General features: G+C 58.4%; 22 protein-coding genes and 4 pseudogenes. 15 read left to right on the top strand and 11 right to left on the bottom strand.

The window, feature by feature from the left end; translation table 11 throughout:
• Positions 1 to 135 precede the first annotated feature (135 nt).
• Positions 136 to 639, bottom strand: a pseudogene (locus tag G6P99_RS10965) (IS66 family transposase zinc-finger binding domain-containing protein); the annotation flags it as partial.
• Between the two features lie 30 nt (positions 640 to 669).
• Here G6P99_RS10965 and G6P99_RS10960 point away from each other — a divergent pair.
• From G6P99_RS10960 to G6P99_RS10945, 4 genes are all read left to right on the top strand, one after another.
• The gene (locus tag G6P99_RS10960) at positions 670 to 822 is read left to right on the top strand and encodes a hypothetical protein (protein WP_224497162.1); all 153 of its coding nucleotides are present in this window, start codon (positions 670 to 672) and stop codon (positions 820 to 822) included.
• Positions 823 to 1,317: 495 nt separating this feature from the next.
• Complete coding sequence (locus G6P99_RS10955) at positions 1,318 to 1,530, top strand: hypothetical protein (RefSeq protein WP_165128133.1); 213 nt, start codon at positions 1,318 to 1,320, stop codon at positions 1,528 to 1,530.
• 269 nt (positions 1,531 to 1,799) lie between these two features.
• Positions 1,800 to 2,177, top strand: coding sequence for a hypothetical protein (locus tag G6P99_RS10950; RefSeq protein WP_029084862.1), 378 nt, complete (start codon positions 1,800 to 1,802; stop codon positions 2,175 to 2,177).
• A 523-nt stretch (positions 2,178 to 2,700) separates the two neighbouring features.
• Positions 2,701 to 3,018: a hypothetical protein gene (locus G6P99_RS10945; RefSeq protein ID WP_224496607.1), complete on the top strand. Its 318-nt coding sequence runs from the start codon at positions 2,701 to 2,703 to the stop codon at positions 3,016 to 3,018.
• A 710-nt stretch (positions 3,019 to 3,728) separates the two neighbouring features.
• On the opposite strand, the pseudogene G6P99_RS10940 reads toward G6P99_RS10945, so the two are convergent.
• The 6 genes and pseudogenes from G6P99_RS10940 to G6P99_RS10915 form a co-directional block, all read right to left on the bottom strand.
• Positions 3,729 to 3,919: pseudogene (locus tag G6P99_RS10940) on the bottom strand (IS3 family transposase); the annotation flags it as partial.
• Positions 3,920 to 4,287: 368 nt separating this feature from the next.
• A pseudogene (locus tag G6P99_RS10935) lies at positions 4,288 to 4,680 on the bottom strand (IS66 family transposase); the annotation flags it as partial.
• A gap of 81 nt (positions 4,681 to 4,761) precedes the next feature.
• Positions 4,762 to 6,414, bottom strand: coding sequence for an IS66 family transposase (tnpC, locus tag G6P99_RS10930; RefSeq protein WP_165124201.1), 1,653 nt, complete (start codon positions 6,412 to 6,414; stop codon positions 4,762 to 4,764).
• Positions 6,415 to 6,460: 46 nt separating this feature from the next.
• On the bottom strand, positions 6,461 to 6,754 hold the full coding sequence (gene tnpB, locus G6P99_RS10925; RefSeq protein WP_349259795.1) for an IS66 family insertion sequence element accessory protein TnpB: 294 nt from the start codon (positions 6,752 to 6,754) through the stop codon (positions 6,461 to 6,463).
• Between the two features lie 50 nt (positions 6,755 to 6,804).
• Positions 6,805 to 7,206 carry an IS66-like element accessory protein TnpA gene (gene tnpA / locus G6P99_RS10920; RefSeq protein WP_165124207.1) on the bottom strand — a complete coding sequence of 134 codons (402 nt, stop codon included), beginning with the start codon at positions 7,204 to 7,206 and terminating at the stop codon, positions 6,805 to 6,807.
• 768 nt (positions 7,207 to 7,974) lie between these two features.
• Positions 7,975 to 9,462, bottom strand: coding sequence for a DUF1521 domain-containing protein (locus G6P99_RS10915; protein ID WP_165128131.1), 1,488 nt, complete (start codon positions 9,460 to 9,462; stop codon positions 7,975 to 7,977).
• A gap of 940 nt (positions 9,463 to 10,402) precedes the next feature.
• On the opposite strand from G6P99_RS10915, the gene G6P99_RS10910 reads away from it, so the two are divergent.
• The 7 genes from G6P99_RS10910 to G6P99_RS10880 all read left to right on the top strand — a co-directional run bounded on the left by G6P99_RS10910 (position 10,403) and on the right by G6P99_RS10880 (position 15,641).
• Positions 10,403 to 10,702 (top strand): hypothetical protein, encoded by a 300-nt coding sequence (locus tag G6P99_RS10910; protein ID WP_165128129.1) that lies wholly within the window; start codon positions 10,403 to 10,405, stop codon positions 10,700 to 10,702.
• Between the two features lie 43 nt (positions 10,703 to 10,745).
• Positions 10,746 to 10,928 (top strand): hypothetical protein, encoded by a 183-nt coding sequence (locus tag G6P99_RS10905; RefSeq protein ID WP_029084946.1) that lies wholly within the window; start codon positions 10,746 to 10,748, stop codon positions 10,926 to 10,928.
• Between the two features lie 118 nt (positions 10,929 to 11,046).
• Positions 11,047 to 11,940, top strand: coding sequence for a SctD/MshK family protein (locus G6P99_RS10900; protein ID WP_029084947.1), 894 nt, complete (start codon positions 11,047 to 11,049; stop codon positions 11,938 to 11,940).
• Positions 11,941 to 11,973: 33 nt separating this feature from the next.
• Positions 11,974 to 12,510 carry a hypothetical protein gene (locus G6P99_RS10895; RefSeq protein WP_165128127.1) on the top strand — a complete coding sequence of 179 codons (537 nt, stop codon included), beginning with the start codon at positions 11,974 to 11,976 and terminating at the stop codon, positions 12,508 to 12,510.
• A gap of 2 nt (positions 12,511 to 12,512) precedes the next feature.
• Entirely contained in the window at positions 12,513 to 12,938 is a 426-nt protein-coding gene (locus G6P99_RS10890) for a tetratricopeptide repeat protein (protein WP_029084949.1), read from the top strand.
• A gap of 8 nt (positions 12,939 to 12,946) precedes the next feature.
• On the top strand, positions 12,947 to 15,064 hold the full coding sequence (gene sctV, locus G6P99_RS10885) for a type III secretion system export apparatus subunit SctV (protein ID WP_029084950.1): 2,118 nt from the start codon (positions 12,947 to 12,949) through the stop codon (positions 15,062 to 15,064).
• Positions 15,065 to 15,272: 208 nt separating this feature from the next.
• Positions 15,273 to 15,641: a tetratricopeptide repeat protein gene (locus G6P99_RS10880; RefSeq protein WP_175619473.1), complete on the top strand. Its 369-nt coding sequence runs from the start codon at positions 15,273 to 15,275 to the stop codon at positions 15,639 to 15,641.
• Between the two features lie 312 nt (positions 15,642 to 15,953).
• Here G6P99_RS10880 and G6P99_RS10875 read toward each other — a convergent pair.
• Positions 15,954 to 16,935 (bottom strand): annotated as a pseudogene (locus G6P99_RS10875) (IS630 family transposase).
• Between the two features lie 1,061 nt (positions 16,936 to 17,996).
• On the opposite strand from G6P99_RS10875, the gene G6P99_RS10870 reads away from it, so the two are divergent.
• Positions 17,997 to 18,236, top strand: coding sequence for a hypothetical protein (locus G6P99_RS10870; protein ID WP_246709492.1), 240 nt, complete (start codon positions 17,997 to 17,999; stop codon positions 18,234 to 18,236).
• Between the two features lie 235 nt (positions 18,237 to 18,471).
• On the opposite strand, the gene G6P99_RS10865 is transcribed toward G6P99_RS10870, so the two are convergent.
• A complete protein-coding gene (locus G6P99_RS10865) occupies positions 18,472 to 18,840 on the bottom strand; it encodes a hypothetical protein (protein ID WP_156928934.1) in 369 nt (122 codons plus the stop codon).
• Positions 18,841 to 19,720: 880 nt separating this feature from the next.
• Here G6P99_RS10865 and G6P99_RS10860 point away from each other — a divergent pair.
• Both G6P99_RS10860 and G6P99_RS10855 read left to right on the top strand, forming a co-directional pair.
• Positions 19,721 to 20,470, top strand: a complete 750-nt coding sequence (locus G6P99_RS10860; protein WP_029084301.1) for a hypothetical protein — start codon at positions 19,721 to 19,723, stop codon at positions 20,468 to 20,470.
• Positions 20,471 to 20,529: 59 nt separating this feature from the next.
• On the top strand, positions 20,530 to 21,249 hold the full coding sequence (locus G6P99_RS10855) for a hypothetical protein (RefSeq protein ID WP_029084300.1): 720 nt from the start codon (positions 20,530 to 20,532) through the stop codon (positions 21,247 to 21,249).
• Between the two features lie 853 nt (positions 21,250 to 22,102).
• On the opposite strand, the gene G6P99_RS10850 is transcribed toward G6P99_RS10855, so the two are convergent.
• On the bottom strand, positions 22,103 to 22,342 hold the full coding sequence (locus G6P99_RS10850; RefSeq protein WP_224496568.1) for a hypothetical protein: 240 nt from the start codon (positions 22,340 to 22,342) through the stop codon (positions 22,103 to 22,105).
• 153 nt (positions 22,343 to 22,495) lie between these two features.
• The gene (locus G6P99_RS10845; protein WP_165128125.1) at positions 22,496 to 24,133 is read right to left on the bottom strand and encodes a hypothetical protein; all 1,638 of its coding nucleotides are present in this window, start codon (positions 24,131 to 24,133) and stop codon (positions 22,496 to 22,498) included.
• 932 nt (positions 24,134 to 25,065) lie between these two features.
• Here G6P99_RS10845 and G6P99_RS10840 point away from each other — a divergent pair.
• A complete protein-coding gene (locus tag G6P99_RS10840; RefSeq protein WP_165128123.1) occupies positions 25,066 to 25,365 on the top strand; it encodes a hypothetical protein in 300 nt (99 codons plus the stop codon).
• Positions 25,366 to 25,899: the final 534 nt, after the last annotated feature.

Genomic DNA, 25,899 nt, shown 5'->3' with positions numbered 1-25,899 from the left:
CGCTCGGCTTGGAGGGGCCCACACTACGGTTCTATCGGCTCGCTTGCCTCCGTCTGATCGCATTTCAGAATACGCCATCTCCCTCCCGCCGCGCCTGATGCTGACATTGGCGCGCGCCAGCGCGTCTGCCAGTCAATATAGCGGCGTGCCGTCGACGTACTTGTTGGCGAGCACGAGCGCCAGCGTTGAAGGCGTGGCGACGCTGCCGGGCAAGGGCTGCGCCGGCATCGGCACAGTCACCATCGGGCTATTCAGTGCGGTCCGCTCGCAGTGGCGGCGCGCATACTTGAACCGCACATGCCGCAGCACCGTCGCCTTCACCTCGATGCGCAGCTGCTCGGCGACGTTCTCGCCCATCCGATGCATCCGGCTCCGGCAGCACGGACAGGCCTTTTTGTCCTCGGGCAGGTCATGTTCGATGCGCTGGCGCGGCAGATCGGCCGGCAGCGGCTTGCGGTCGCGCTTCTTCGGCTCGGGCTTCTCGCCCTCAGGCAACCCTGTATCCGGAATCCCCGCCGGCTAACATCGCCGTCTTCCGCGCCGTCCTTAGCGGCGGTCTGCTCGGCTTCATTGACGATACGGTCCTTGAGCTTCGCTCCTAGGCGCGTAGCGCTGCAACCGCTCCAGACGCAACCGCTCCACAGGCGATGGCTTCGGGAGCGCGGCAACATGGACGGTTGGATAGTGACCGTCGCCGTCTTCAAGGAAGGCGCCGACGATGAGGAATTCAAGCACATAACTTACGCGGTTGCAGTGGCCGACCCGTCAGAAGCGGCGAGGATGACCATATTGCAAACTGCGGCGCAAAGCCCGCAATGCTAAACTGCCCTCTCGCAGAGGAGAAGTTGCGAAGGCTCGGCTTGGAGCCCGGCGCTGATAGCCATACACGATGACGCGATCGACCCGCATCACGCGACCCCGGCGCCACTAAGCGCTGCACGTTTCATCTCGTTCGGCCGCGTCCGGTTCATGACATTGCAGTCCGCAAGCCGCCACATCGTTCCGGTAGCTAGGGTGCACGAGGTGTGAAAGCGCTCTGTTTTGCAGGCGTGACCGTTTTGCCATGCATGGCTTGGTCGCTTGTTGATTGACCTCGTGAGGGCCAAGCCCTCATACCGCAACTTCGCGCGGGCGGTCGTCAGCAGCCGCCCGCGCTTTTTCATAGTGCTGGGTGCTCTTCCTCCTCTCTCTTGCATGGTGACTTGTCTGGCACGCGAGTTGCTTGCCGCATCGCGAAGCTCTAAGTGACTAGGCCTCCGCCAAAACGAAAGGTCACTTCGTGGGCCAGCGTTCACGAACGCTTAGGAGGCTGTTGAAATGGACAGGCTCAAATTCATACCAGCCTTCGAGGCTGCTATTCGTTCTGCCGATCCTAACAAGCTCGCCGCACTTCGCGAGACCATCCGCGAGCACGGAGGCCCTGACGAGTTCGCGATGACGAGTACAGAACTCATGCGCATACCTCCGCTTACGCTCTTTAGGCTGCTTACGATCATTTGCGACGCGGCCGATGAGGAGAAGCGTTCATGAGTATGAATCCAGCAGCCGCTCGAAGTTATAGTATTCTCGAAGTTATAGTATTCTCATCGCAGACGCGGCCGTACCTGTCGTTAATGCGGCTTGCACAGCATTGCGGCTGTACGTCCGGACCGACAGACAAGGCACAAGTGATCGGACCAGAAACGAAGGCGGAGAAATCAGCCAAAATGAAAGGCCGGCGCAATGGCCAGCCCCATTAATCTTCGATGGCTTGATGCGCTCAACGGAATTACGCAGTAATGATTTCGAAGTCAGCCGGCATGCCACCGCTCATCAACATTGTCGCCTCGACGCATCTTAGCATTCTGGCCACCATCAACATCACTGCTCGACCATCAGAGACCTTAGATGAGTGTCGGAGGATTGGTGAGTTAGCGATCAAGGCCGCAACCGTGAAGCCCGGCTATTCCGCGTCCTATGTCTGCCACGACACTACCCTACAACGAGGCTTATCGGGCGTATTAGGCGTCGTTGCCTACGTGCAGCAGGAGGATAGTAAAATAACGATCCTTGAGGGCTACATGGCGACGATGTCAGACTGCAAGGTTGCCGGTATGGCAGCAGCCGCGAGCCGAGTTGTTCCCGGCGCTAGGTCTTGGGCTTGGGCTTGCTATGAGCTCGGTAGCTTTGGACAATGACCCAATCTCGGACGGCGCTAGTATTCCATAACCCTTGCGAGGGTTCACAACTGTGGCGCACCCAGAGCTATCTGCAGGCCCTCATTCCCGCCCCATTGCAAGTACCTAATTTGAGTTTGTGAGTGGCCTGTTTTGGATTAAGCAAACAGAAACCAAGGCTTAGCCGATGTTCCCAGTATTGGACGTTCTGTCCCATCAATTTCCATTAGGACGCCATCCGTTCTGCTGGTTGGCAGCCGTCATTAACCTTTGCCAATATGTTTTCTTTTGACCAGCAAGTCGGCGACCGGACATGCGAGCCTTGCCCAATCACCGCACCATCAACGGCAATAATCGGTGACCGAGAGTATCGTGCTCCCGCCTGAGTTAAGGCGCGCAACCATGGCCTACCATTTCGGGCGACTATGCCCGGCATGTCTAACCGCAATGTCGCTGGCACGCATCACGCCCGGCCGCTGGGGTCTTCAAATCCGCACCTATGAATGCCCGGTGTGCGACGACATCCACCAGGTTGTCGGCGATCTTGCTGACCCGTCTGAATGCTGACGTCGCGTACCTGCCGTGGACCGATTTCAAGGGGCGTGACAATCATCTCTTGCGCGACGAGACCATGTTTGATGAACAACGGGGCAATGGGAGCCGAGGCGTCCAAGTTGAAGGCGTCTTGTCCTACTTCGTCACCAGGAACTTCAGCGTCGGCGTCGGTGGCCGCTACTGGGCGATGGGGACCAACAGGCGAAGCAACCCTTTGTGCAGCGGCTGCGGTGAACCGACCGTACTTGCGAAGTACAGCATGGAACGCTGGGGTACGTTCTTTCAGGCGTCCTATAAGTTCGATTGAAAAAACACACCAAAATCGGTCATAAGCCTATAGGTTCCACGATGCAGGTTTCATGGAATCGATCGTCTGGAAGGAAGGATAGCTTCGCCAGGTTTGATTTCCGTCACCTGGAGATTCTTGTAGTTGACCAGCGCAGCGTTCTCTGAGCCGAATCGCGGTCAACCCCACCTTTTGCCAGTCGCGAGGATTCTAAGCGCGACTGCGAGGAAGCAGAGCTAAAGCCATGTCTTCTTTAGAAGCAATCAGCCGCTGGCTGGAATTACAAGACTTAGACACGCAACTTGAGGTCGCTGCATACGTGACACTCTTGATTTATCTTTAGGAAGAGTGACGTTCTCACGCTTGGCGGGCCGGAGGGCTCGACACCCTTCAGCGTTGGTTGACCGAACCAGAGTTGGATCCAAGGGCCGCCGCAGGTCGTGCTCTCACCTTCCGGCTCGCCTTCGACTACTTTGCCGAGGGCAAAATCAGAGGGGTTGGATGGAAACGGACCGAAGAACTAGAGCGAAAGAATCTGGAACAAGCTAAGCGCGACGGAAAGCTTGCGGCTGCGCGCAAGGCACAAAGAAAGCTTCAACTGTTGCCAACCCGAAAAGAGCACTGGTATCGTGTTGCGAGATCCTGGAATGGATTGGCGGCTACTTATCTTACACGCGAGGCTCTCGCTGTCGGATCTTTGCCGAGATGCACCTGAAGGTCATTTCAAATAGTCACTGTCTTCTACTGGCGAATCCCACCTTGCGCTCGAACTCAACCTGGCTGAGGTAGCCGATGGTCGAGTGCCTGCGGGTCGAGTTGTAAAATCGTTCGATGTAGTCGAACACATCGGCGCGTGCCTCGTCTCTGGTACGGTAGATCTTGTGGCGGTGCGTTCGGTCTTGAGCGAGAAGAAGCTCTCCAACAACGGCCGTCGATAAGGAAGGACGCAGCGCGATCAATCGGTCGCTGGTCGCGTCCTACCTGCACAGTGATGGTTTCGCTTCCCTGGCGCGACCGCTCACGAGATCATGGTCGCACTGGGCCATCTGACTCTCGCCGAAGCCGAGCACTACACATCCCCAAACCGGCAGAAGAGGTTTCGGGAATTCTGTTCGCCTTGTGATATTCGAAGCTTTAAGATTGCTTGGCGACCGCCGCGTAAGCGATCAGATACTCTACCTGCTGAATTAGCGTAAGCGGCAAAGAAACCCCGTCTGGCGGAGTGGTAAGCGATCGGCTATCGGCTGCTGAGTTTGTGAGCCGATGTGAGCTTCTATGTAAGCGCTGTTTTCAGGCCACAGCTTTGAGGTCGTGACGGCAATAGGCCCACGGCAGCAGGTGATCGATCTCGTTATTCGGATGACCGTTGACGATCCTGGTGAGCGCGTCGGTCAAGTAGGCAAGCGGATCGACATCGTTCAGCTTACAGGTTTCGACCAGGGAGGCGATGATAGCCCAGTGCTCGGCACCACCGTCGGAGCCTGCGAACAGCGCATTTTTCCGGTTGAGCGTGATCGGACGGATCGAGCGCTCTACGGCGTTGTTGTCGAGCTCGATACGGCCATCATCGATAAAGCGCGTCAGGCCCTCCCAGCGTGAGAGCGCATAGCGGATGGCGTCGGCCAGCTTGCCCTTTTGGCTGATCAACGCGAGCTTTGCGCGGAGCCACTGCTCGAAGGCTTCCGCCGTACGCATACGACGAGGACCGCGTGATGGACGCATGCGCGCGGGTACGGCGAGCTCTATGATGGCGTTGCGTGAAGGTCAGGCGGCCTGCTGATCGGCGGGCTTGTCGGCTTGGCGCAGGAGCTTCCATTCCCAGGGCAGCAATTCGTGCAGACGCGATGCGGGAAGATCGGCGATACGGGCGAGGACGTCGGCGAGCCAGGCTTTCGGATCGACGTCGTTGAGACGACAGGTCGTGATCATCGTCAGCATGATGGCGGCACGGTCGGCACCACGCTGGCTGCCGGCGAAGGTCCAGTTGCGCCTTCCCAAGGCGATGCCTCTCAATGCGCGCTCAGCACAATTGTTGGTCAAGCAGATCCTGCCATCGTCGAGGAAGCGGGCGAAGTCGTCCCAGCGCCTGAGCATGTAATTCATAGGCTTCAGGACCTCGGAGGAGCGAGAGAGGGTTTCGCGCTCACGCAGCAACCAGGCGTGCATGTCCCCGAGGAGCGGCTTGCTCTTTTCCTGGCGCACGGCGCGCCGCTCTTCGGCGCCGCAGCCGTTAATGGCGCGCTCGATCTCGAACAACACATCCAGGTGCCTGACCGCCTCCAGCGCGATCGGAGAGACCGGTTTACCTCTCTTGCCTTCGCGGGCATTCTTCTCGATGTCAGCCAGCTCGAAGAAGCCCCGCCGCGCATGGGCGAAGCAAAACGCCGGCGTAATCGGCAGCACCTTCTTCTGCGGGTCGAACAGCGGCTCGAAGCCGTTGTAGCAATCGGCTTGCAAGATGCCGGCGAAGGCGGCCAGATGCTTCTGCGGATGCTCGCCTCGTCGGTCGCTCGAGGCGTAATAGACCGCCGCCGGCGGCGCAGGCCCGGCAAAGGGCCGGTCATCCCGCACATAAGTCCAGATCCGCCCGGTCGTGCACTTGCCCTTCGCCAGGATACGGATGGTGGTATCGTCGCCATGAAGGCGCTCGGCCGCGAGCACATGGCGTTCGATCAAGTGGAAGAGCGGCATGACGGCGAAGGTCACGTGGCCGACCTGGTCGGCCAGCGTCGACAGCGGCAAATCGATCCTCTCGGCCTTAAAGCGCGCACTCTGGCGGTTGAGCGGGATATGCATGCCGAACTTGTCGAACAGGATCGTCGCCAGCAATTGTGGGCCGATGAAGCCGCGCGGCGTGGCATGGAACGGCGCGGGCGGCTGGCTGATCTTCTCGCAATCGCGGCAGGTGAACTTCTCGCGTACCGTCTCGATCAGCTTGAAGTGGCGCGGGATCTCCTCCAGCGTCTTGGTCACATCCTCACCGATCTTCGCCAGCCGCGATCCACCGCAGCAGGCGCAGGTCGTTGGAGCCTCAATGACGACGCGCTCGCGTTCGATGTCATCCGGCCATGGCTTGCGCACCGGCCGCTTGCGCATGAAGGGGCGGACGTTCTGCGTCTTCGCCGCTGCGGCCTGCGCGGCAAGCTCATCCTCGCTCGCCGTGGTGACGAGTTCTTCGAGCTCCAACTCCAGCTGCTCGAGCAGCCGTGCCGCGCGCTCGGAGCGCTGCCCGTACAGTTCGCGTTTGAGCTTCTCGATCCGCAGTTCGAGATGCGCGATCAGCGCCTCGTTGTCCGACAGCTCCGCCCGCGCACTGGCAGCCACCGCCTCGGCTCGCAGCCGCGCCTCACGCTCGGCCTGCAGCGCCGCCAGGGCACTCGCAAGGTCCGATGGAAGATCGTCCGGCTTCGATATCATGAAGCCATTGAATCAGATCAAGCAGCAGATTCAAACCGTAAAACGGCTATCCGACCCGCGTCGGGCGCTGGGTTTCTTGAGGGTTGCGCCAATCGATCCCGGACAACAGATAGCTCAATTGCGCCGGAGAGATCGTTACCGATTCACCGGCAACCGATGGCCAGATGAACCTTCCTCTCTCGAGTCTTTTGGTAAACAAGCATGCTCCCTGGCCATCGTGCCAGATCATCTTCACAAGATCGCTGCGGCGACCGCGGAAGACGAACAGATGACCGCTGAGCGGGTCTTTGCGCAACACCTCCTGCACTTGGAGTGCCAACGACGGAAAGCCTCTGCGCATATCCGTGTAGCCTGTCGCGAGCCACACTCGCGCGCCTGTCGGAACCGGGATCATCGGCGCACCAGGGCATCGAGAACTCGCCGCAGCGCGTCTCCATCAACGTCACCGTCGACCCGGATGCGGTGTCCGCTACCGAGATCAATCTCGATGATGCCCTGGCTCCTCCGTCGACGCGCCGGCGCCGTCGTCAATGGCGCTTCGGCCACATCCCGCGGCGGCACAGACGGCACAATCTCGACCGGCACCAACGGCGCTACACTCGTTTCACCGTGCTTGCAAAGCTCTTTGCGCCACCTGAACAGCTGGCTCACATGAAGGCCGGCCATGCGAGCCACCTCGGAAACAGTGGCTCCGGGCTCGAACGATGCTGCAACTAGCCGTTCCTTCTCATCCTGTGACCACCGACGCCGCCGCTCGACCGATGTGATCACCTCTGCCCGCGAAATCGTCATAGCGCTTCTCCTAGGATTACCCCTAGGACCTGCAGCGCTCGCGTCCGTCAAACAAGGCGGCCCTCAATGGAGGGATACGATACAGCCCGCGTGGTGATCGAATCGAAGACGTGCCAAGTGAGACTTGGCACATGCCACCAGTTAGATGCGCATTCAATGATCTCAGATCCGAGCTGCGAGCGGGTCCGCGAATCCGAATGCACCTGGATCTTTTTGGCAGCGGGCTGCTGCGATTTCCTTTTAACGTCCCTAGCAGCAGACTTTGACGGGAATGGCGATGCTCATAGCCCACGGCGCCTCCGGCTTCCTGAGAAGCTGATGGATGTTCGGGGGCGCTGGGGTTCACGCCCGGCTTCGGAGGCTAAAGACAGGCAGAGCTCAACGCGAGACAGGGCTTGTGCTTTTGAGCCGAGGGTAGATCGCGCCGTCGAGGCAGCCCTCAATCCAATCTGCGATCTTGACGGGATTTTCACTGCGACGCTTGCGTCGGCATGCAGACAAACCTGAGAGCACCGTTCCTGTGCAACGCCTCCATCGCCGACAACGGGCGGGAACGCGCCGCAGCAATTCTGGCCGGGTAGCCGGGCCTGGAGGCCCTCCGCCCGTTTGTCGGGGCGAAGGCTGCGATTGCCGAGACAATCTGGCTGTTACCGTCGATCCTGAATCGATAGATCGCCAAGCTGCCATTCTCGCGGCCGTTTGGCGAAAATGAAAGGCGGGCGCTAGCGCCCGCTTCCACGAGTTTCCGACACGCCCCGGGATCGGGCCTCATGCCGGCTGTGCATCGTGACGGAAAATGCGCCGGAACATGCTCTCGCGCATCATCGTCTTGAAATCCGGCGGCGCATCCGGGTTCTCATTGTGGTTGATCACCGACTGCGTCACCTTGCGTCCGGAGTTGTCAACCCACCCCTGATTTGTCTCATGGATTGTCTGAGCTCCATCGGACGTCAGCTGATCAAGCGTCCGCCCAGCATTAGACTGCGTGACCTTCAGATTGTTCTTCCCATCCTTGTCGTCGCCGAGCCCCTCCACAACCATGGCATTGTCGCCGTTGGTGATGGTGAGCTTCGAGGAGATGGTTTTTCCCTTGCCATAATCGACCGTGTCCACCGTGATCTTCGTGCCGTCGTCGAGCTGGAAGGTCATACCTTTCTTGAAGTCGAAATCGTCCTTGCCGTCGCCATTAGCATCGACATGAGGATCGCCGTGGATCCTCGAGACATGGCCGGTCTGGTTGTTCCTAACGGTCCAGGTGCCGTCCTTCTCATCGGCTGTGATCGTATACTTATCACCAAGGTTGATCGTCGCCTTGCCGTCCTTGACCTCGTGCGACCACACTGGCGCTGGCTGAGATGACGGCGCCGGCGCGACGGCAAGCGGAACCATCGCAAGAGGCGGCGGTGGAGGAGGAACGAAGAACACGGGTGTTGCAGTGGCAGGCGTTGCGCTTGCAGACTGGTAGTTGCCCGGCGCGCGCCCCTGTTCGCCGGCATCGATACTCGCCTGATTCACCACGCCGCCGGCGCCATCGACCCAGCCTTGGCCACTCTCATGGATCGCCTGGGCACCATCGGGTGTCAGCTCATCAAGAGTCATGCCAGCATTGGACTGGGTCACCCTCAGATTGTTTTTGCCATCCTTGTCGTCGCCGAGCCCCTCCACAACCATCGCGTTGTGACCGTTCGTAATGGTCAACTTTGAGGAGATGGCCTCACCATTACCGTAGTCGACATTATTGACGGTAATCTTGGTCCCATCGTCGAGCTGGAAGGTCATATCTTTCTTGAAGTCGAAGTCATCCCTGCCATCCCCGTCCGCGTCAACATGGGGATCGCCATGGATCTTCGTGACATGGCCGGTCTGGTTGTTGCGAACGGTCCAGGTGCCATCCTTCTCATTGGCCGTGATCGTATATTTGTCGCCGAGGTTGATCGTGGCCTTACCATCCTTGACCTCATGCGTCCATACCGGATCGACGGAAGACTCCAAACCCGAACTTTGCTGGCTCAACAGCATGGAAGGAGGAGGTGGCGCCATCATGTACATGGGAGCAACCACGACTGGAGTGACGACCACCGGAGCGACAACGACGGCAGTACCTGCCGGCAGGTACTGGTAGGCACCCGTCGAGGCATACTGCCCCAACAGCGCGCCGAAAGCGGGGCTGGCAACCACCCCGTCAGACCCCACTCCATTCACCGTCGAATCGAGTGCGCCGACCACGGGGAGACCGGCCACGGGAAGATACGCCATTTAGTTCACTCCTGTTGCATCGAAGAAAGCGGTAAAATTGCGAGCGTTGTGCTCAATCAACTAGGAACCATTTTAGAACGCACCCCTGGCCCGATGGCGAGCGAATGGATGCTTCTCGCTGCCGGCGTCGGCAACCCTGATGAGATCCCTCCCTTCTCTCGTCGGCTTGGCACGAGCATGTCGCACGCATCCAAGTCCCAAGACTGTACCAGCAGTACCTGTCGAAAAGCTGACGACAACAAACCATCGACTGAACATCACAGCCCTCGTCAGCAGACACGGGCTGAGGATCGCGTGATTGCTCGCAGCTGCCTTCCACGACAGACCACCTTTAGGGAACATCCACGCTCGCCGATCACCGGTAACATGTAGTCTCGCACCCGACGATCGACTGTCCGATGTCAGCTACGCTGATAGGTCCTGTTCCTTGCGAGGCCTCAATAAGCGACGAGGCCTCACCGCGAAGCCGCCAGTCGCTCCGTCGGACCAGAAAAGCCCCCCCCCCCCGCCGCTCCCCGTCGCGCGCTATCGATGCAATCTCTAAGTGCCGGCGATCACACCATCAGTCTCCGCAGCAACGCTCACCGACAAACGCAACAACCCGGCCGTAGGCCTAGCGACCGGGCCTGATCGCCGGACCACGCACACCCGTCAGAGCTTCGCTGCAAGCTTCACCAGACCAACGAATTGCGCCTGACGCGCAGGCACGTTCGCCGCGCCGATATCGGCTCGGCGTCAGGCTGATCATACGCGCGGCCAGGGAGGCAAATGAAGCTTGCAAGCTGTCAGCAGGTGATGAGCTTCTGCAAAGGGCCACCCCAATGTTCTGGAACGGGAGACTCGTCAGCTTCTCGAAAGGTAGCGCTCCTAGCATGAGGCCGCTGAACTGTAGGCGAGGAGTCGTCTATTGAGCGTAACAAGACGAGCATAGGAGAAGCCGATGATTGGAGAAATGATCGGAAGCGCTGCCGGCGGATGGTTGGGCGGACCTGCCGGAGCTGCGATTGGTTCCGCCGTGGGCGGGGCCATTGATCACACCTTTGAAAAGGTGATCCACAAGTTGGAGTCCGAAGATAGTCACTCCGACAAAACTGCCGACAACAAGAACGCTGAAACGAGCAACGTACAGCCCAAGACCGATGGTCTCGGCAAGAACGCAGAGCTGAGCCTGAGCAGTCTGGGGGGCGAGCACGTCTTTCTTTCTATTCCTGCCATCGTATCATCGGCCCGCCCGACGTAGCAGGCCACAACTAACGACACACGACAAAGAAAGGTAAATAGACATGGCGGTTAATAGTGTTGGCGGTAACGGTGCCGCTCCTGCTACCCAGGATGCCGGTTTCCAGAACCAGATGGCTGAGTTCGAGCGTGTTAGCCAAAAAGTTCAGGCCCAGGCCGTGGCAATGCGCAGAATTACGACCGAGCTCTCTTCCGAGAAGAAGGTCGCCGACGAACGCGTCCAGTAAATCTGCAAGACGGTTGGCTCACCGAGTCGCTACCGTGTCCGCGCAGTGAATGACGAACTCTGCAAGAGCCGTACGGCGAACTGCCGTACGGCTTGTCTCGTTATTCAGGAGATGATCCGTGAGCGAATCGATTTCTCTCGAGTTTGAGGTCTTATCGGGGCTCTATGCCGGGCTTAGGGGCAAAGCCGCTATTGGGGCCAGCCTCATCGGCAGCGGCCTCGATGCCGATCTGATCTTCTTTGAACAAGGGCTCGAACCGCGCCACCTTCGCATCACCCCGCATACCAATTCGATCGAGATCGAGGCCCTTGCAGCCAATATCAGACTGGACGGCCGCGAGAATATGCCCCCAGGCGAGCGCGTTAGTGTTCCTCTTCCTGCCGTCGTTCATGTCGGCGCCATGTCCATTCGCTGGTCGACGCAAGATTTGCAGCAAGGTGGCTCAAGCAACCGCTCTTTTATCTGGATCGTGGTGCTCAGCCTCGTCTTGCTCAGCTCCATGGCGATCGGCGCCGTCTCGCCCATATTCGCCCCTGACGATAGCGCAGTGACGCCGAGCACAGACGCATCGTCTGTGGCCGACATTGCCGCCAAACCAGCCATCAATCGTCTGGATGCGAAGGCCGCTGATGCAACTGCCGAATTGCTGCGGCAGGAGGTTGAACGAGGGGGCCTTCTTAATATCAAGGTCGGTTCGGGGCACGGCGTTGTGACCGCAGAAGGAACCGTAACGCCAGCCCTTGGCGCAAAATGGCAGGAAATCCAGCAATGGTTTGATCATCAAACCAACGGAACTCCTGCCCTTGTGAACGCGGTCACCGTCAAGGACGAAAAGGCGCCGCCCTCAATCTCGGTCCAAGCGGTTTGGCGCGGAAGCGAACGTTATCTTCTTATCGGCGGCCAGAAGTATTTCGTGGGAGCGCTGCTGAGCAATGGATGGACCGTCGATCGAATCGAGGATGGACGAGTGCTGCTCAGTCGGAACGGCCGCTTCGCTGCACTTCCCTATTAACGTTTCCGCCCTGCAGGAAGAAAGGAGAAGCCGATGGCCAGACTGCCCCAGCACCCTGTAGGGTCCGGCCCCTCGTCGCAGGGGTATGACGCGGGGGAGCATGCACCGGTCAACGGCCCGACCACCCCGAAAGCCGACCACATCGAAGTCGCGGGCGCTCATGCAGATGGCGCCACGAAACAGGCGTCGTGGCGAGACGCATCCGCTCAGGATCTGACAATTGATCCTGCGAGCGAAGCCGCGCTCGAGGTCGGCCCGATCGATGCAATCTCGCGCGTCACTCTCTTCGAGAGGGCTGCTGGCGCAAATGAAATCGACCCCCGCGCAGTACTTGCCTCACTTTATGGCCACAATCTGTCACATGGCCTGCTCTCCTTCGTCATTCCACGCCTGCGTCATCCGGACGTGCTGCGCGCAGACAGGCATGGTGCTCTTCTGGAGCGCTTAACGCAAACGCTGGAATCAACGCCAGACGACAAGACGGCCGGCGAATGCTTGGCGATCCTGCAGCAAGAACTGCGGCGGTTCCTTCTGCTCCGGCAAAATCAGAACAGCTTGATCAAGGGCTAGCCATGATCGAATCGGATCGAGTGCAGGAGGTCCGCACCTCGGCCCCGGACGTTTCCAAGTCCGGCGATATCCTGCTGATCTCCGGGCCGGAGCGTGACCTGCTCTGCGCCCTCTCCTATGTCCACCTCGCGTGCGGGCAGAGCGCACAAAGTCTGGCCCTGCTACGAATCGCAGCCCGCGAACATTCCCAGGATGTCGATCTGCTCCGAATTCTGGCCTACACCCTCATCTCGGAGGGCCTTGGCGACGAAGCACTTGAGGTGCTCGATCGGCTGGACGCCGTTGATGCTCACCCGTCTTCACGCGTGCCTTTGACGCTCCTGCGCAGTCACGCGCTGCGAGAGGCAGGCCGCATGACCGAGGCCCGCGATGTCTTCCGACGCTATGTGTCATTGCGCGGCAGCACCGCTCTCATCAAACAGAAATAGGGACCTTCATGGCCAACGTCTTGCGTAAATTCATCCTGCGCGCGCCGGCCCATCCGGATTTTATGGTCGCGTTGATGCTGCTTCTGGCGATCGGCATGATGATCATGCCGATCCCGATCATCGTGATTGACATGCTGATCGGCTTCAATCTTGGCTTTGCCATATTGCTGCTGATGGTTGCCCTCTATCTCAGCACAGCGCTTGATTTTTCCTCGTTGCCGGGCGTCATCCTTATCTCGACGGTATTTCGTCTCTCGCTGACCATCGCAACCACGCGGCTTATTCTTGCGGAGGGTGACGCAGGCAGCATTATCCACACCTTTGGCGACTTCGTAATATCAGGGAATATCGCTGTCGGAGTCGTCATATTCCTGATCGTGACCATGGTGCAGTTCATGGTTCTTGCGAAAGGCGCCGAGCGCGTCGCAGAGGTTTCTGCGCGCTTCACGCTCGACGCGCTGCCGGGCAAACAGATGGCGATAGACGCGGAGCTGCGCAATAACCATATCGATCAACACGAAGCGCGTCGCCGGCGCGCGGCACTGGAGCAAGAGAGCCAACTTCATGGCGCCATGGATGGTGCCATGAAGTTTGTCAAGGGCGACGCGATCGCTGGCCTGATCGTCATCTGCATCAACATGCTGGGTGGGATCAGTATCGGCCTGCTGTCCAAGGGTATGTCGCTCGATGAGGCGCTGCACCAATATACGCTGCTGACAATAGGGGATGCGCTCATCTCGCAGATCCCGGCGCTGCTGCTGTCGATCACGGCCGCAACCATCGTCACGCGTGTCAACGGGCCTTCCAAGCTCAGACTTGGCGCCGATATTGTCAACCAACTCACGGCAAGCACACAAGCCCTTCGCTTAGCCGCTTGCGTCTTGCTCTTGATGGGACTCGTTCCCGGCTTCCCTTTGCCGCCGTTCGTCATTCTAGCTGGGCTCTTCGCTGCAGCGAGCTATGTCAGGGTTGGGGCGAAAAGCGACAAGACGGCAGGTAAGACAAGTGCAGATGCCGCCGCTTCCGCTCGGGCTCTAGCACAGACCCAGAAACAAGCTGTTCATGCGGAGGCACTTCCGATCGCGCTATTCCTCGCGCCGGACCTGACGTATTCAATCGACAAGAACGAGCTGGAACAGTGCATCGCGCGCGTTTCGACGCTGGTATCGGCGGATCTTGGCATAACGGTCCCGCGTATCCCGGCTCAGGTCGATCAGCATCTGTCCAAGTCGCAGTTCAGGGTAGATGTCGACAGCGTGCCGGTGGAACGAGATGTAATCGATCCGACGCAACTCGCGCTCAACGACGATGTGGCGAACATCGAATTGAGCGGCATCCCCTTTCGACAAGAGCCGGAGACGAATCGGGTCTGGATCGAAGAAGGTCATGCGGCCGCCCTCAAAGCCGCGGGAATCGGATATCACCGTCCGAGCGAAATTCTTGCCTTGCGTCTCCACTTCACATTGACACGCTATGCACAGCGCTTGGTAGGCATTCAAGAAACCCGCCAATTGCTTGGCCGGATGGAGCAGGAATACGCTGATCTGGTGAAGGAAGTGCTGCGTACGACCACCGTTCCTCGGATCGCCGAGGTCCTGCGCCGCCTACTCGATGAGGGCATTCCAATTCGCAACACCCGCCTACTGCTGGAAGCCCTGGCAGAATGGAGTGAACGCGAGCAAAATGCGGTCCTGCTCACCGAATATGTTCGTGCCACCTTGAAACGGCAGATCTGTTTTCGCTATGCCAATGCCCATCGGGTTGTGGCCGCCTTTATCATCGAGCGCGAGACCGAGGATATTGTCCGCGGCGCGGTGCGCGAAACCGCTGTCGGTCCATACCTCGTTTTGGACGATTGGCAGAGCGAGAAGCTGCTTGCACAATTCCGTCAGATCCATTCGACCATCGCTCGAAGTCAGAGCCAACCCATTATTCTCGGTTCGATGGATATCCGACGTTTTGTACGAGGCTTTCTCACCCGCAACGGAATCGATTTGCCCGTTCTGTCCTATCAAGATCTCGCTTCGGATTTCACCGTCCAGCCGATTGGGTCCGTCAAGCTTCCGGCTGCCAAGGATAAGGCCGCTTCCTCGGAGCGTGGCGGGCTCCTTACCGCGGCGACTTAACAGAACGCAGCCACTTATCCCGAGATGGCCCATGACTCCATATGCGATCAGCGTCGGGCGGCGCTTGTGCTCCTTTGGTCCGGGCTCGTGCCCAGCTCTTCTCGCCATATTGCTGCTCTCAGCTTGTGCCGGCTCGGAGCGGTCGGCGCTCTCCCCGCAGCAGACATCCACATCAGATCCAGCAGGCGCCGTGGAGATTGATCCTGCCATGCGTGAGCGCATTGTTCGCGCCATCGATCGGGATGCTGACGAGCAGACTTTACGCGACACGGTGAGGCAACAACCGGACAACGTCGATGCGGCGATTCCTCTTGCGCGGGCCCTGTTGGGACGCAGATCCCCAGATGATGCGCTTGAGGTGCTCGACGCGCTCTTACTGGTCGTACCTGGCGACCTGCGCGCGCTGAATGCCAAGGGTGTTGTGCTCGACCACGAGGGCCGCCATCGCGAGGCACAAGCGCTATACCGCCAAGCTCTTGAAACAGCTCCCGCAAATGCGATGTTGCGTAACAACCTCAAACTCTCGCTCGCACTTGAAAGCAAGACGGAGAGCGGGAACACAGACCACGGCCGCTAACGGACGGCCGGCAGGCGTTGGCCCGCTCGAGATGATTTGGCGAACAGCAGCGAAGCGCCGATGCCTGCCGGTCAGCTTGCCGACAGCAAATGCTGCCTATGAGTCGCGCGGAGACTGAAGAGACAGGCTCCGCCAAGCAACGTCGCCGAGAGGAATGCAACTCGCCATGTATAATCGCATCAGTGACTCCTCCATCGCCTACCCCGCAAGCGTTTCCGAGGCAGATGAACTGGGACACCGCACTGAGGATAGCCGAAGCTTCGCAGACATGTTTTCCGAAATGCGGCTAGGCTCGTCTAGAGCGTGATGAGTTTAGTTTTGGTCATATCCGGCGTTTGCGAAGTAGTTGGCGCATTCGGCCGGTGAGACGGTGCCGAGGATCGGAGCGATAGCATCGTAGACGGCCTCGGTGGTTCGCTGTGCGGCTTTGCGCAACCAGTGTTTGAACTTGGCGAAGAACTGCTCGATCGGATTGAGATCAGGCGAGTATTTCGGCAGGTAGAAGAGCCGGGCGCCGGCGGCACGGATGGCGCGACGCACGGCGTGGGCCTTGTGCGAGCCGAGATTGTCCATGATGACGATGTCGCCGTGCCGCAGGGTCGGGACCAGAACCTTCTCGATATAGACAAGGAAGGCTTCGCCGTTGATCGGCCCCTCGAGGAACCACGGAGCGGTAATGCGATCGTGACGCAAGGCGGCCATGAAGGTCATGGTCCGCCAGCGGCCGTGCGGTACCTTGGCTTTGATACGTTGACCGCGCGGCGCCCAGCCCCGCAGCGGCGCGCCATATTGGTCTTGGTCCAGGTCTCATCGATGAACACCAGCCGAGTGGGATCGATCCGATCCCGATACTTGGTCCACTGCGCCCGCCGACGGGTGACATCGGGACGATCCTGCTCGGCGGCAATCATCGTCTTTTTTTGTAACTGAGCTTCTCGGCGTGGACGAACTCCCACATCGTGCGGTAATCGACCTTCAGGCCACGCTCAGCGAGTTCGGCCACCAGCCCGCGCACGGTAAAATCGTTTCGGCACCGTTGCATCAGCCATTCGCGGTGCGGCCCCGCAATCTTCTTTGGCCGATAGCCCCCGATCTGGTCTGGCTTGACGCTACCGGTCTCGTGGAAGCGCTGTACCCAGTTGATCGCCGTGCTGATGCCCACCCCAAATTGAGCCGCTGCCTGATGCCGCGACAGGCCACCTTTGATGACAGTTCTCACTACCCGCTCACGAAGGTCGTCCGAATAGGCTCCGTCCCATCCATGCTGGCCTCCTTCCCAGCCAGCATGTTGAATCAGAAGCCTTCCGATTTGGGAATCCCAAATCGATTCAAGCTAGACCCATCCCGCTCTAGTCAGCACGCTGGCTCATCTTCGACGGGAACCCGGCCGTACTTTCTCGGTTCCGAGCCCCCGGTGGTTGAGATCTCAAAGTCCACCTTCGAGAACGAGCTAGAGGAGTTTTATGGCGACGATATCAGGCATATTGCTACGCATCGCAGCGGTACTCAGATCCAATCTCCCCGTTTCGCTTCGGCAGGAAAGCCGGATCGGAACAGGCGCGATATTTCAGCTATCAGCTGGGCAACAAAAGCGTTGGACTTCTTCGAACCGAGCCCGGAGGCCTCATGAGCGAGCTCTTCAAAGGCGACAACCCTGGCGGGAGAAGTTCCCCGGACGAGGTGAAATCACGTCAAGGATAGATTTCCGAGTTACCCATCCACTTGTCGATAACGCAGGCGATATTCTGCTGGAACATCAGCTTCGGCTCGATGGCGACGAACCGCTCGTCCTGTCTCACTCGATCAACCCGGAAGCGAAAGCTCGCGCAAGAGCATTGGGCTTCGTTGAGGTAAGCGATTCGATGATGGTGCTTGACCCTACCAAGCGCGAGGACAGGTGGAAGAAGAACGAAGATGGACAATGGCAGCGAGAGGGCAAACCACCCTTGTATCTTGCCGCAACTGAAGACAGAGTCGGTAGTGTTGCTGGGCGGCCCCAGAACGCAGCGACTCCCGCGCAGGATCCGTACGATGATGGATACAACTTCATGTAGATCGCGCCGCTCACGATGAGACAACTCAGGTGGTCAGCAAGATGGATTCTCGCACTGGTCCGACTCGACTCTGATACAATTCGAGGTACAATTTGATCACTGACACCAAGCATCCCGCGCGGGAATGGACCCGGTGGCGGCAGGGAGTTCAAACCACACTAGGAACGCGCATGCCATTTGACGCCGCGGCCTGACGCTTCACTGAAGGCACCTCCACACTGCTCAAGTTGCGAAGATCCGCAGCCTGACGTTGCACCCCGCCAGAACAAGAAACGACACGTTCCATTATTGGCTCAGAGAAGTGATTGCCGACGAGGCGGTTCACTCAATGAACGCCGTTAACGTTATTCGCGCTCATTATAGCGACCGCATTGGCGAAGTCGCCGCAATTCTCGATAACCTCATCAGGCGCGTTACCGACAAGCTGAGTTATTCTGGAACCTTCGTCCTGGATCATTTCGGCGGAGTGTACAATAGAGAGATGTTTGCCAGCTCCCGTCTCGCTGTGATGAGAAACGTTGCCAAGCCAATCGCGGTGTAGAGGGAGGTGGATGGAGCCATCGGCCACGATACATGGCCCCGCGCAGCAATCGAGCAGCCGTGCACGACGGCCTGAGCCGGACAGCTTATTGGACGGCGCAGCCTCTCAGGCTCTTTGCACAGATGCGCATCCAAATCAATCTCACAGCGAGCCTGAAAAGCTAAACCGTCGCTCTCATTGCCCTGCGATCCGCCGTGCGCCGCAAGTCGCCATCCTTGCTCAGTTGCTACCGAGTTCACGTCCATTTCACCTGCAATGTCGTGTTCGTGACGTTCTCGCGGTTGAGCGCGCTGCCAAGAAGGTAAACTCCGCGTTTTGTTTTGCGGTCACTTGACCACGCAGTGCGCCCATCGAGAGCCGTCGAGCAATCGGTCCAGCTTTGCTCGGCTGCTTGCGAACGGTGTGCGGCTCCCGCTTTGTCGGCTTCCTTGGCCGCAACGGAACTTGGCCCCGATGTAACGAAAGGCGATCGCCATTGAGTATGGAGCTCCGTGGCGACCGAGGTGCGAGGCACCGCTCCTGGTGCCCTCCACTCGATGGCGCGCACCGCCGGAGCGGCTCTGCACACCATACAATCCAAAGTCAGCTTGATGCTGAGCTCCATGAAGGCTCTCACTGACAAATATTCATCTGGGTCGAGCTGCGCACATCGTGCCGGCGACGCCAGCTCTGCTAACGAACGGCAACTGGGCCGAGAAGCCCACAGGGGAATGGGCCGAGCCCCAAGCAGCGGCTTGCGGACCAGAACGGCTGAGGTGGCTCGGCCGATGCTCCCCTGTCCAGGCCCGCGAAGAAAGGCTGGCACCGACCGGATAACATCCGCCGAAACAGTCATCGCTGAAGCTGCGGCAGGCGGCGGCGCCGGCCTGTTTGGCGGATGCGTCTGACCTAGCCCTACTCCGCATCGCGACGTGTTCCTGTCAACTTGGTGGATGAGGAAACCACAAGGCCCGTCTTAGGGAAGTCCTGCGAATTGCGGAGCGGCACACCTTGCAACGACTGCCAATCTGCCGAGCTGCAGACAGAGGACGACTTTCATCAGAGTTATCTGGGCAGCGTTCGGTCCTGCCTGGACGCAAGCCCACCTCATAGCACCGCCTCGATCAGTTCGATCAAAGCTTGAATCTGACGCCACGTGCGATTCTCGTCATTTCAGGCTGATCGAGAATCGGCCGCATCAAGTAGCTAATGGTGATCGCGATGATCACCACCCGCGCATAGTTGTCTCCTCGAGAACTTCCCTTCAGCTACTCGCAAACCTCTCGTGGAGTACGATCACGAGTGATTAGTTGCTGTTCTCGACCTACATTGTCACTGCAATCAAGTGGCCTCTGCGGCTCGCTATTGCAGAATATTCATCAGTTGCGCGGCTCCCGCATCAAAGATGCCATTGCCCCTTCTTTCTGCCATGTTCGCGTCCAAAGCAGAGACTCGCCGATCGCGTACTTCGCGCGCGGCAACAGCGAGTGTCTCAGGAGATTGTCATGGTGAAGCCAGTTGTGATTGTGGTGGGCGCGGACAAGGGAGGAGTCGGAAAGACGACCGTATCACGAACGCTTCTGGACTACTTCAGCGTCAATAAGGTGCAAACACGCGCATTCGACACGGAGTCGCCGCGGGGAACGCTGAAGCGCTTCTATCCCGAGATCACCGAGATCGTCGATATGACGACGACCGCGGACCAGATGAAGATTTTCGATACCCTGAATTCAGGGCTATCCGTCACCGTCATCGATGCTCGCGCCGGCTTATTGTCCTCAGCACTGGCCTCCTTGCGCGACATCGGCTTTTTGGATTCGGCGCGGTCCGGCCAGATCACCTTTGCCGTATTCCATATCTTGGGATCATCCATCGCTTCTCTGGACGAGATCGCTGAGACCGCGACCTTCATGAGCGGCGCAAAGTACTATCTGGTCAAGAACTTCATCAACGACACTCAGTTCTTTCAGTGGGACCAATCGACCTACAATTCCTATTTTCACCGCATCAAGCATGCGACCGAGTTGACCATACCGAAACTCAACGAGATGGCCTATGAGCAGGTCGAAGTCGCTTCCGTCCCATTCGTGGACTTCGTCGCAAACAAGGGGCGGAACGATGAGCCAGCGAACAACTCCTTCGTGCTGCGCGGTTATGTCCGGCACTGGCTGGCAAATGTCTGGAGGGAATTTGACCGCATCAACTTGACGGAGCTGGCCGGCGCCAGGTCAGCCACCCAGGCCGGCGAGAAGTAATCCGATTCTCAGCGCGCTCCGGGTTGAGCCACGTACCAAACAACATTGATCTGCCGGCTATGTTAGCGACCCCAATCTACATCATCTGCTCTCCTAGCCCGCAGGTCGGCAAAACCCTCATCGCTCGCCTCGTAAGCGAGTTCTTGCTGCTGAAACATGGCACCGCGTTGTCGTTTGATGTCAATCTGAAGGAGCCGTCATTACTTGATTACCTTCCCAACATCACGGAGACCGCAGATGTGATTGATACTTACGGCAAGATGCAGCTGATGGACCCACTGATCATCCACGATCGGGTAGCCAAGGTGATCGACCTCGGCTTTCATGCCTTCGACGAGTTCTTCAAGATGTGCGAGGAGATTGGCTTCATCAAAGAGACGGCGCGCTGCTATGTCGCGCCTATCATCTTGTTCGTCGCTGGCACTGACCGCATCTCCATGCGCAGTTATGAAATGCTGCGGCAAAGGATTCCGACGCCGGCACTAGTCACTGTGCACAATGAATTTGTGCTCCGCGGAGAATTACCTGGAGCGATGGATGGCGAGCGGGTACTTCGGATTCCCGCGCTGCCGCCGTTTCTCAAGAGATATATCGACCGACTTAGCTTCTCATTCACCGGGTATCTGCGCAACGAGAAGGACTGGTCTACCGAACTACATCAGTGGATCCGCGGAAATTACACTATGTTTCGCGATCTGGAATCCAGTATGATCCTGCGGGGCCCCTATCGATCTCGGGCGACGAACATCGCGAGCCTAAGGAGCACAAGGGCCACGTGAGGTTCCATCTCGCCGTCCATTTCGATTAGAGATGAACGTATGCAATTACCAGACGCGATTCATTACCGGGATCGTCGAGTCGAGAGCACTCCCTTTCGTCGTGATCGTCCGCGGCAGCTCTTACGCCGAACGGCCGATCCGGACACGCCGGCTCTCGGAAAGATCAGTGAGCAGCTGACGTTGCGAGGAGCCAGACGTGTCGACGGCTCTTCCATCAAGTGGTGCTTCACAGCTCAACACCGGGCTTCCCGCGCATTACCACGCTTTTGATCTCGCAAGCGATCTCGTCGCGGAGCGGGGCGCACGGTTCGGCATCTACGTCTTCCGTCGGGACCATCCTCTGCCAGTTGCCGGTTTAAGCGGGTGTGATACTCCGCGCTCGCGTCGACGTGCCTCTCTTGCGTCGCCACACGTGCGGACGCGATGGCGGCTCGCCGTGCTCTCATGGTTATCAGCGCGTTACCAGATAGTGCGTACATTGTCCCCTGATTTCGAACTGATACCTCCGCTCCTGGCAACTTCGTCGTCAGTGATATGAGCGACAAGAAGCGCATGCCGAAGCGACCTGCCGCAGCTCTTGAAAAGCCCAAAGCTCATCCGCTGTAACGTTGCTGACCCCCACCGCGAGGCAGCACCCGCCCTCGACGTAATCAACAAAAGCTATCCTATGTCTTCTTGGATGAAGAACTGCCGTCTCGCTTGACATCAGCCGCGAGGATCGATCTTCCAACATCGCTCATGGCGTCACAGATAGAGGCCGGCAAACGCCCATGACCCGAGTCTTGATCGCAGGCGTGTTCAGTTCAACAATTGAGCATCTGCAGCGATACGATAGGTGCTTCTTAAGGCCCAGTCACTGCAGTCGATCCGCACCGCGACCGATGAACTCAAGCACCGACTGCGCGTTGTTGATCTCGCGTGAGACGCGCATCCGGATTGCCGCCTCTTCCGTCGCGATCAGTCCCGCACTCTCGCAGGCGATCCCGAAATGATGCATGACCTGTTCGTTGGAGGGGGCGATACGGTTCTGCAACAAGCTGGTCGTCAATGATGAGAGCATGTGGTCGACGACATCCTTTTCAGCCTCGATCAACAACTGCGTCCCTTCTGATTGTTTACTCACTTCTGTGTAATGTGACGCTCCCGATCACATCATTAGGAGCTCGCCGCGTCGATTCGTTGTGTCGCGGAGTCGCTGCATGATACGCATTGAACAGCGCAACCGCCGGGAGATTTCTTTGCTCGATTACCTCGGCTGCTGGGACCACTTCTCTCCAGTACGGAGCTGCGCTGCTCCAGTTTGCGAAAGTTTCAGCTGCCTGATGATCTCCGCTATCGCCTGGTGGCGGACAGCGTCTTGCGGCCATTTACTGAAGCCATTCAGCAGATTCTCCGATTCCGGCTTGGTAAAGTCAAAGAGCCGGATACCGCGGCCAAGGACCTCATTGATGACTGCGATCGTGGCTTGGCGAGCGGCGCTCTCTCGCGGCCATCTGTTGAAACCGATCACTACCCCCCTGAGGTCCTGGGCAGAGAAATCTGAGAGCCCGGTCCCGCGCTCGGTGCGGCGAAGCACCTCGCCCGCGAGCATAACGGTCACTTGAGCGCACGGCAGCTCCTCCGGCCAATTGCTGAAGCCGTTCACTAGATTCGCCAGCCCCTGCTGTGAAAAATCGTCTAACTGGGTAGCGCGGCGCAAGACCTCACGAGCGAGTGCGACCGCGGCGCGGCGAACGGCCAGCTCCTCCGGCCACTTGCTAAAACCGTTCACCAGGTTTGCCAACCCCTGCTGCGTAAGATCGCGGAGTTGCGCAGCACGGCGAAGAACCTCGCCAGCGATCGCGACTGTAGCCTTACGACAGACCGCATCTTCCGGCCATTTGCAAAAGCCGTTCACCAGGTTCGCCAGTCCTTGTTGGGTATAATGAGGAAGCTGGGTGGCACGGCGCAGGAGTTCACTTGCGATCGCGACTGTCGCCTGACGAGAGACCGCGTCATCTGGCCATTTACTGAAGCCATTCACTAGATTCGCCAGATCCTGCTCGCTAAACTCACGAAACCGGGCGGCACGTCCAAGGACTTCACCAGCGATCGCGACTGTAACTTGACCGTAGGGCCGCTCATCTGGCCACTTGCTGAAACCGTTCACCAGGATGGCCAATCCCTGCTGCGCAAAAGCGCGGAGCCGACCGGGACGGCGCACGATTTCAAGTGCCAGCGCTGCCGCAGCTTGGCGCGAGGTCACTTCTTCCGGCCATTTGCTGAAACCGTTGACCAGACTCACCAACCCTTGCTGTGTAAACTCAGAGAGCTGGTGGTGGCGGTTCGCACGGCGAATAACCTCACCCGCGATTGCGACGGCGGCCTGGCGAAAGTCGGCCTCTTCTGGCCATTTGCTGAAGCCGTTGATCAGCGCTGCCAGGCTCAGATTGTTCAGCTCTTGAAGCGACCTGCTTTCCTCGCGACAAAGCCTAGCTATTCGGATCGCTCCATAGTGACATTCCGAGCTCCTGGAGTGCCGGCCGAATGACGCTGCAAAGATAGATAGGGCCCTGATTCCGATTTTCTCCATCAGAGCATGGTCAATCTGCGACACGCGAGAAGCGATCTTTTCGCAAGCGTCCCGCCCTGGCTGACCTCCGGCTTTTCGACTCACCGCGTTGCACGTCGTGGCATAGCCCCACGATCTTTCGGCACGGATGCTTTCCTCGAAGCTTGGCAGGAATCTAGATTGAAACTCAACGGCCGCTTTCTGCAGAAACACCAGTTGGTCCGCCTTGCGGAGCTGCTTGTCGCGCGCGACCACTGCGGTTGAGAATTCAACGATGTCACGAGCACGATCAATTTCGCTTAGCGCCGTCGTCAGGTTAGTTTCAGCGGACATACGACCTCCGAGCTTTCACCACGGCGCACCGTGCGGCCACGCGGTCAATGTGACCGATCATCGCCTCTGGCTGGCAATTAGCCACCTATGCAATTGGAGCATCTCCTTGCGAGCTCCCGGCTGTTCACTCAGCTCGCTGTCGCTGCGACGAGACACACGGTTGCAGCTGTTGTCACTCCTGTCCGTAGCATTCTATCGTCTCACGCAATATCGCAACTTCGTTCTTTCCACCCCGATCGACAATGACAGAACGGCGTCGTCCCGCCGAGGATGCAACCGATTTTCCTGCCCGTCGCTCCCAAGCGAGAACATCGGCAATTAGTGAGCCATCCTGCCCGATCATTATCGCCAATAAATCGTAGACGCCTGCCAGGCGCGCCTTTGTTTTTACGCCTCTGCGAGGTTACAACCTGACGCAACGCTAGATTCAAGCTACTAAATCGGCATTGCGACGCGGACGGCGTCAGCCGCCGATCTTCTCTCGTTCAACACTATTTTAAATGCCATTTTACAATCTGCTCGCAGAGGTCTCAAGCTCGGCGCGTGCCGCTTACTCGATCGAGTTGCACGCGCTCATCTTATTCCCTGCGAGAAAACATCACCGCTATGCGAATCCCATGATGGGGTGAGCGCGGCCCCTCACTGTTAAATCTTCTATGGACACGGATGGAACGCAGGAATAATGCAACCTACACGATTCAACGCCGGAAACTGCAGCAATCTGCTGCAAATTCTAGTCCCACGCACATCGTAAGATGATATGAGATTGATAAGAACCTTGCATACGTTGAATCGCTCACCACATTTTGCCGAGGAATGGCGGCAAGCCGCAAGTTCTCAGACGTAATCAATCGGCATGAATGTGGGGCCATGGAGCGGGTGCGCACTGCAGACGATGAACTTAATACTCCAATGCCAAGTGAACATCCACGATGATTTCGATTGACGATCGATTGAGTGAGATCAGGTGGATACGGAACGAGATCTGGCGCTGTCGTAGGTTGCTCGAAACGGAGCTGCCCGGTGCGGAGCGCGAGGTCGTTGAGAAGCGTCTGCTTGAACAACTTTCTGACTTTAAATGGCTCTTGCAGGTCGCATTTCCTTTGACTTTATGCTCTGAAGTTAATTCGACCAAAATCGCCACAATCGGCCCAAGCGGCTCCACTGAAGCGCCCATCGAGAGCGCCGCAATGGCATCAACCGACCGCTTCGGAATGTCGATTGGTAGCTGATATGAACGAAGCCCCTTCGAAGCTGACGGGAAGGGCAAGCGCGGAGCGCCCTGAGTTGGAAGACCGCCATGGGTTGAACCGCGCGACCCTAACCCAAACATGCAAGCCGATAGATCCCCCGGACCAGTTGGTGCGAACCGATGGCTTGCTTACTGCGGCCTCGCACCCCGCCGAATTGACTGCAGCGCTGATAACGAGCGCAACAGCACCGCGATTACCATCTTTAGATCACATTAAAACCTCGCAACATGCTTGCGTTTTGATTGCCTAGCGACGCCTATGGCGTCGTAGCGCGCACGTACCCGCTGGCGGATCAACTGCAACCAGCCAGGCGACGCTTCCAGCCCGATTGACTTTCGAGAACCAGCGTGGCGAAAGCTCCGGCGCCCTATCAATTCTGGCACGTCACTGTCGTTGATATTGCAAAATTGCCGCGCCGGCGGCATCATTCCCGATGCAGGACGATCGGCTGGCTGTTGACGCCTGGTTTCGATCTTCCGCTTCTCTTCGCCGCGGTGGGCATCACTCGGCGAC

The sequence above is a fragment of the Bradyrhizobium sp. 6(2017) genome (assembly GCF_011058295.2).
In the GTDB taxonomy this organism is placed as follows: Bacteria; Pseudomonadota; Alphaproteobacteria; order Rhizobiales; family Xanthobacteraceae; genus Bradyrhizobium; species Bradyrhizobium septentrionale.
Note: the sequence above shows the minus strand (reverse complement) of the source record. Positions and strands in the feature narration are given on the sequence as shown.

Coding starts and splice junctions, on each gene's coding strand:
- G6P99_RS10960 (WP_224497162.1), top strand. CDS start 670: ATGGACGGTTGGATAGTGACCGTCGCCGTCTTCAAGGAAGGCGCCGAC.
- G6P99_RS10955 (WP_165128133.1), top strand. CDS start 1,318: ATGGACAGGCTCAAATTCATACCAGCCTTCGAGGCTGCTATTCGTTCT.
- G6P99_RS10950 (WP_029084862.1), top strand. CDS start 1,800: ATGCCACCGCTCATCAACATTGTCGCCTCGACGCATCTTAGCATTCTG.
- tnpC (WP_165124201.1), bottom strand. CDS start 6,414: ATGATATCGAAGCCGGACGATCTTCCATCGGACCTTGCGAGTGCCCTG.
- tnpB (WP_349259795.1), bottom strand. CDS start 6,754: ATGCGCAGAGGCTTTCCGTCGTTGGCACTCCAAGTGCAGGAGGTGTTG.
- tnpA (WP_165124207.1), bottom strand. CDS start 7,206: ATGACGATTTCGCGGGCAGAGGTGATCACATCGGTCGAGCGGCGGCGT.
- G6P99_RS10915 (WP_165128131.1), bottom strand. CDS start 9,462: ATGGCGTATCTTCCCGTGGCCGGTCTCCCCGTGGTCGGCGCACTCGAT.
- G6P99_RS10910 (WP_165128129.1), top strand. CDS start 10,403: ATGATTGGAGAAATGATCGGAAGCGCTGCCGGCGGATGGTTGGGCGGA.
- G6P99_RS10905 (WP_029084946.1), top strand. CDS start 10,746: ATGGCGGTTAATAGTGTTGGCGGTAACGGTGCCGCTCCTGCTACCCAG.
- G6P99_RS10895 (WP_165128127.1), top strand. CDS start 11,974: ATGGCCAGACTGCCCCAGCACCCTGTAGGGTCCGGCCCCTCGTCGCAG.
- G6P99_RS10890 (WP_029084949.1), top strand. CDS start 12,513: ATGATCGAATCGGATCGAGTGCAGGAGGTCCGCACCTCGGCCCCGGAC.
- sctV (WP_029084950.1), top strand. CDS start 12,947: ATGGCCAACGTCTTGCGTAAATTCATCCTGCGCGCGCCGGCCCATCCG.
- G6P99_RS10880 (WP_175619473.1), top strand. CDS start 15,273: ATGCGTGAGCGCATTGTTCGCGCCATCGATCGGGATGCTGACGAGCAG.
- G6P99_RS10865 (WP_156928934.1), bottom strand. CDS start 18,840: ATGGAGCTCAGCATCAAGCTGACTTTGGATTGTATGGTGTGCAGAGCC.
- G6P99_RS10860 (WP_029084301.1), top strand. CDS start 19,721: ATGGTGAAGCCAGTTGTGATTGTGGTGGGCGCGGACAAGGGAGGAGTC.
- G6P99_RS10855 (WP_029084300.1), top strand. CDS start 20,530: ATGTTAGCGACCCCAATCTACATCATCTGCTCTCCTAGCCCGCAGGTC.
- G6P99_RS10845 (WP_165128125.1), bottom strand. CDS start 24,133: ATGTCCGCTGAAACTAACCTGACGACGGCGCTAAGCGAAATTGATCGT.
- G6P99_RS10840 (WP_165128123.1), top strand. CDS start 25,066: ATGATTTCGATTGACGATCGATTGAGTGAGATCAGGTGGATACGGAAC.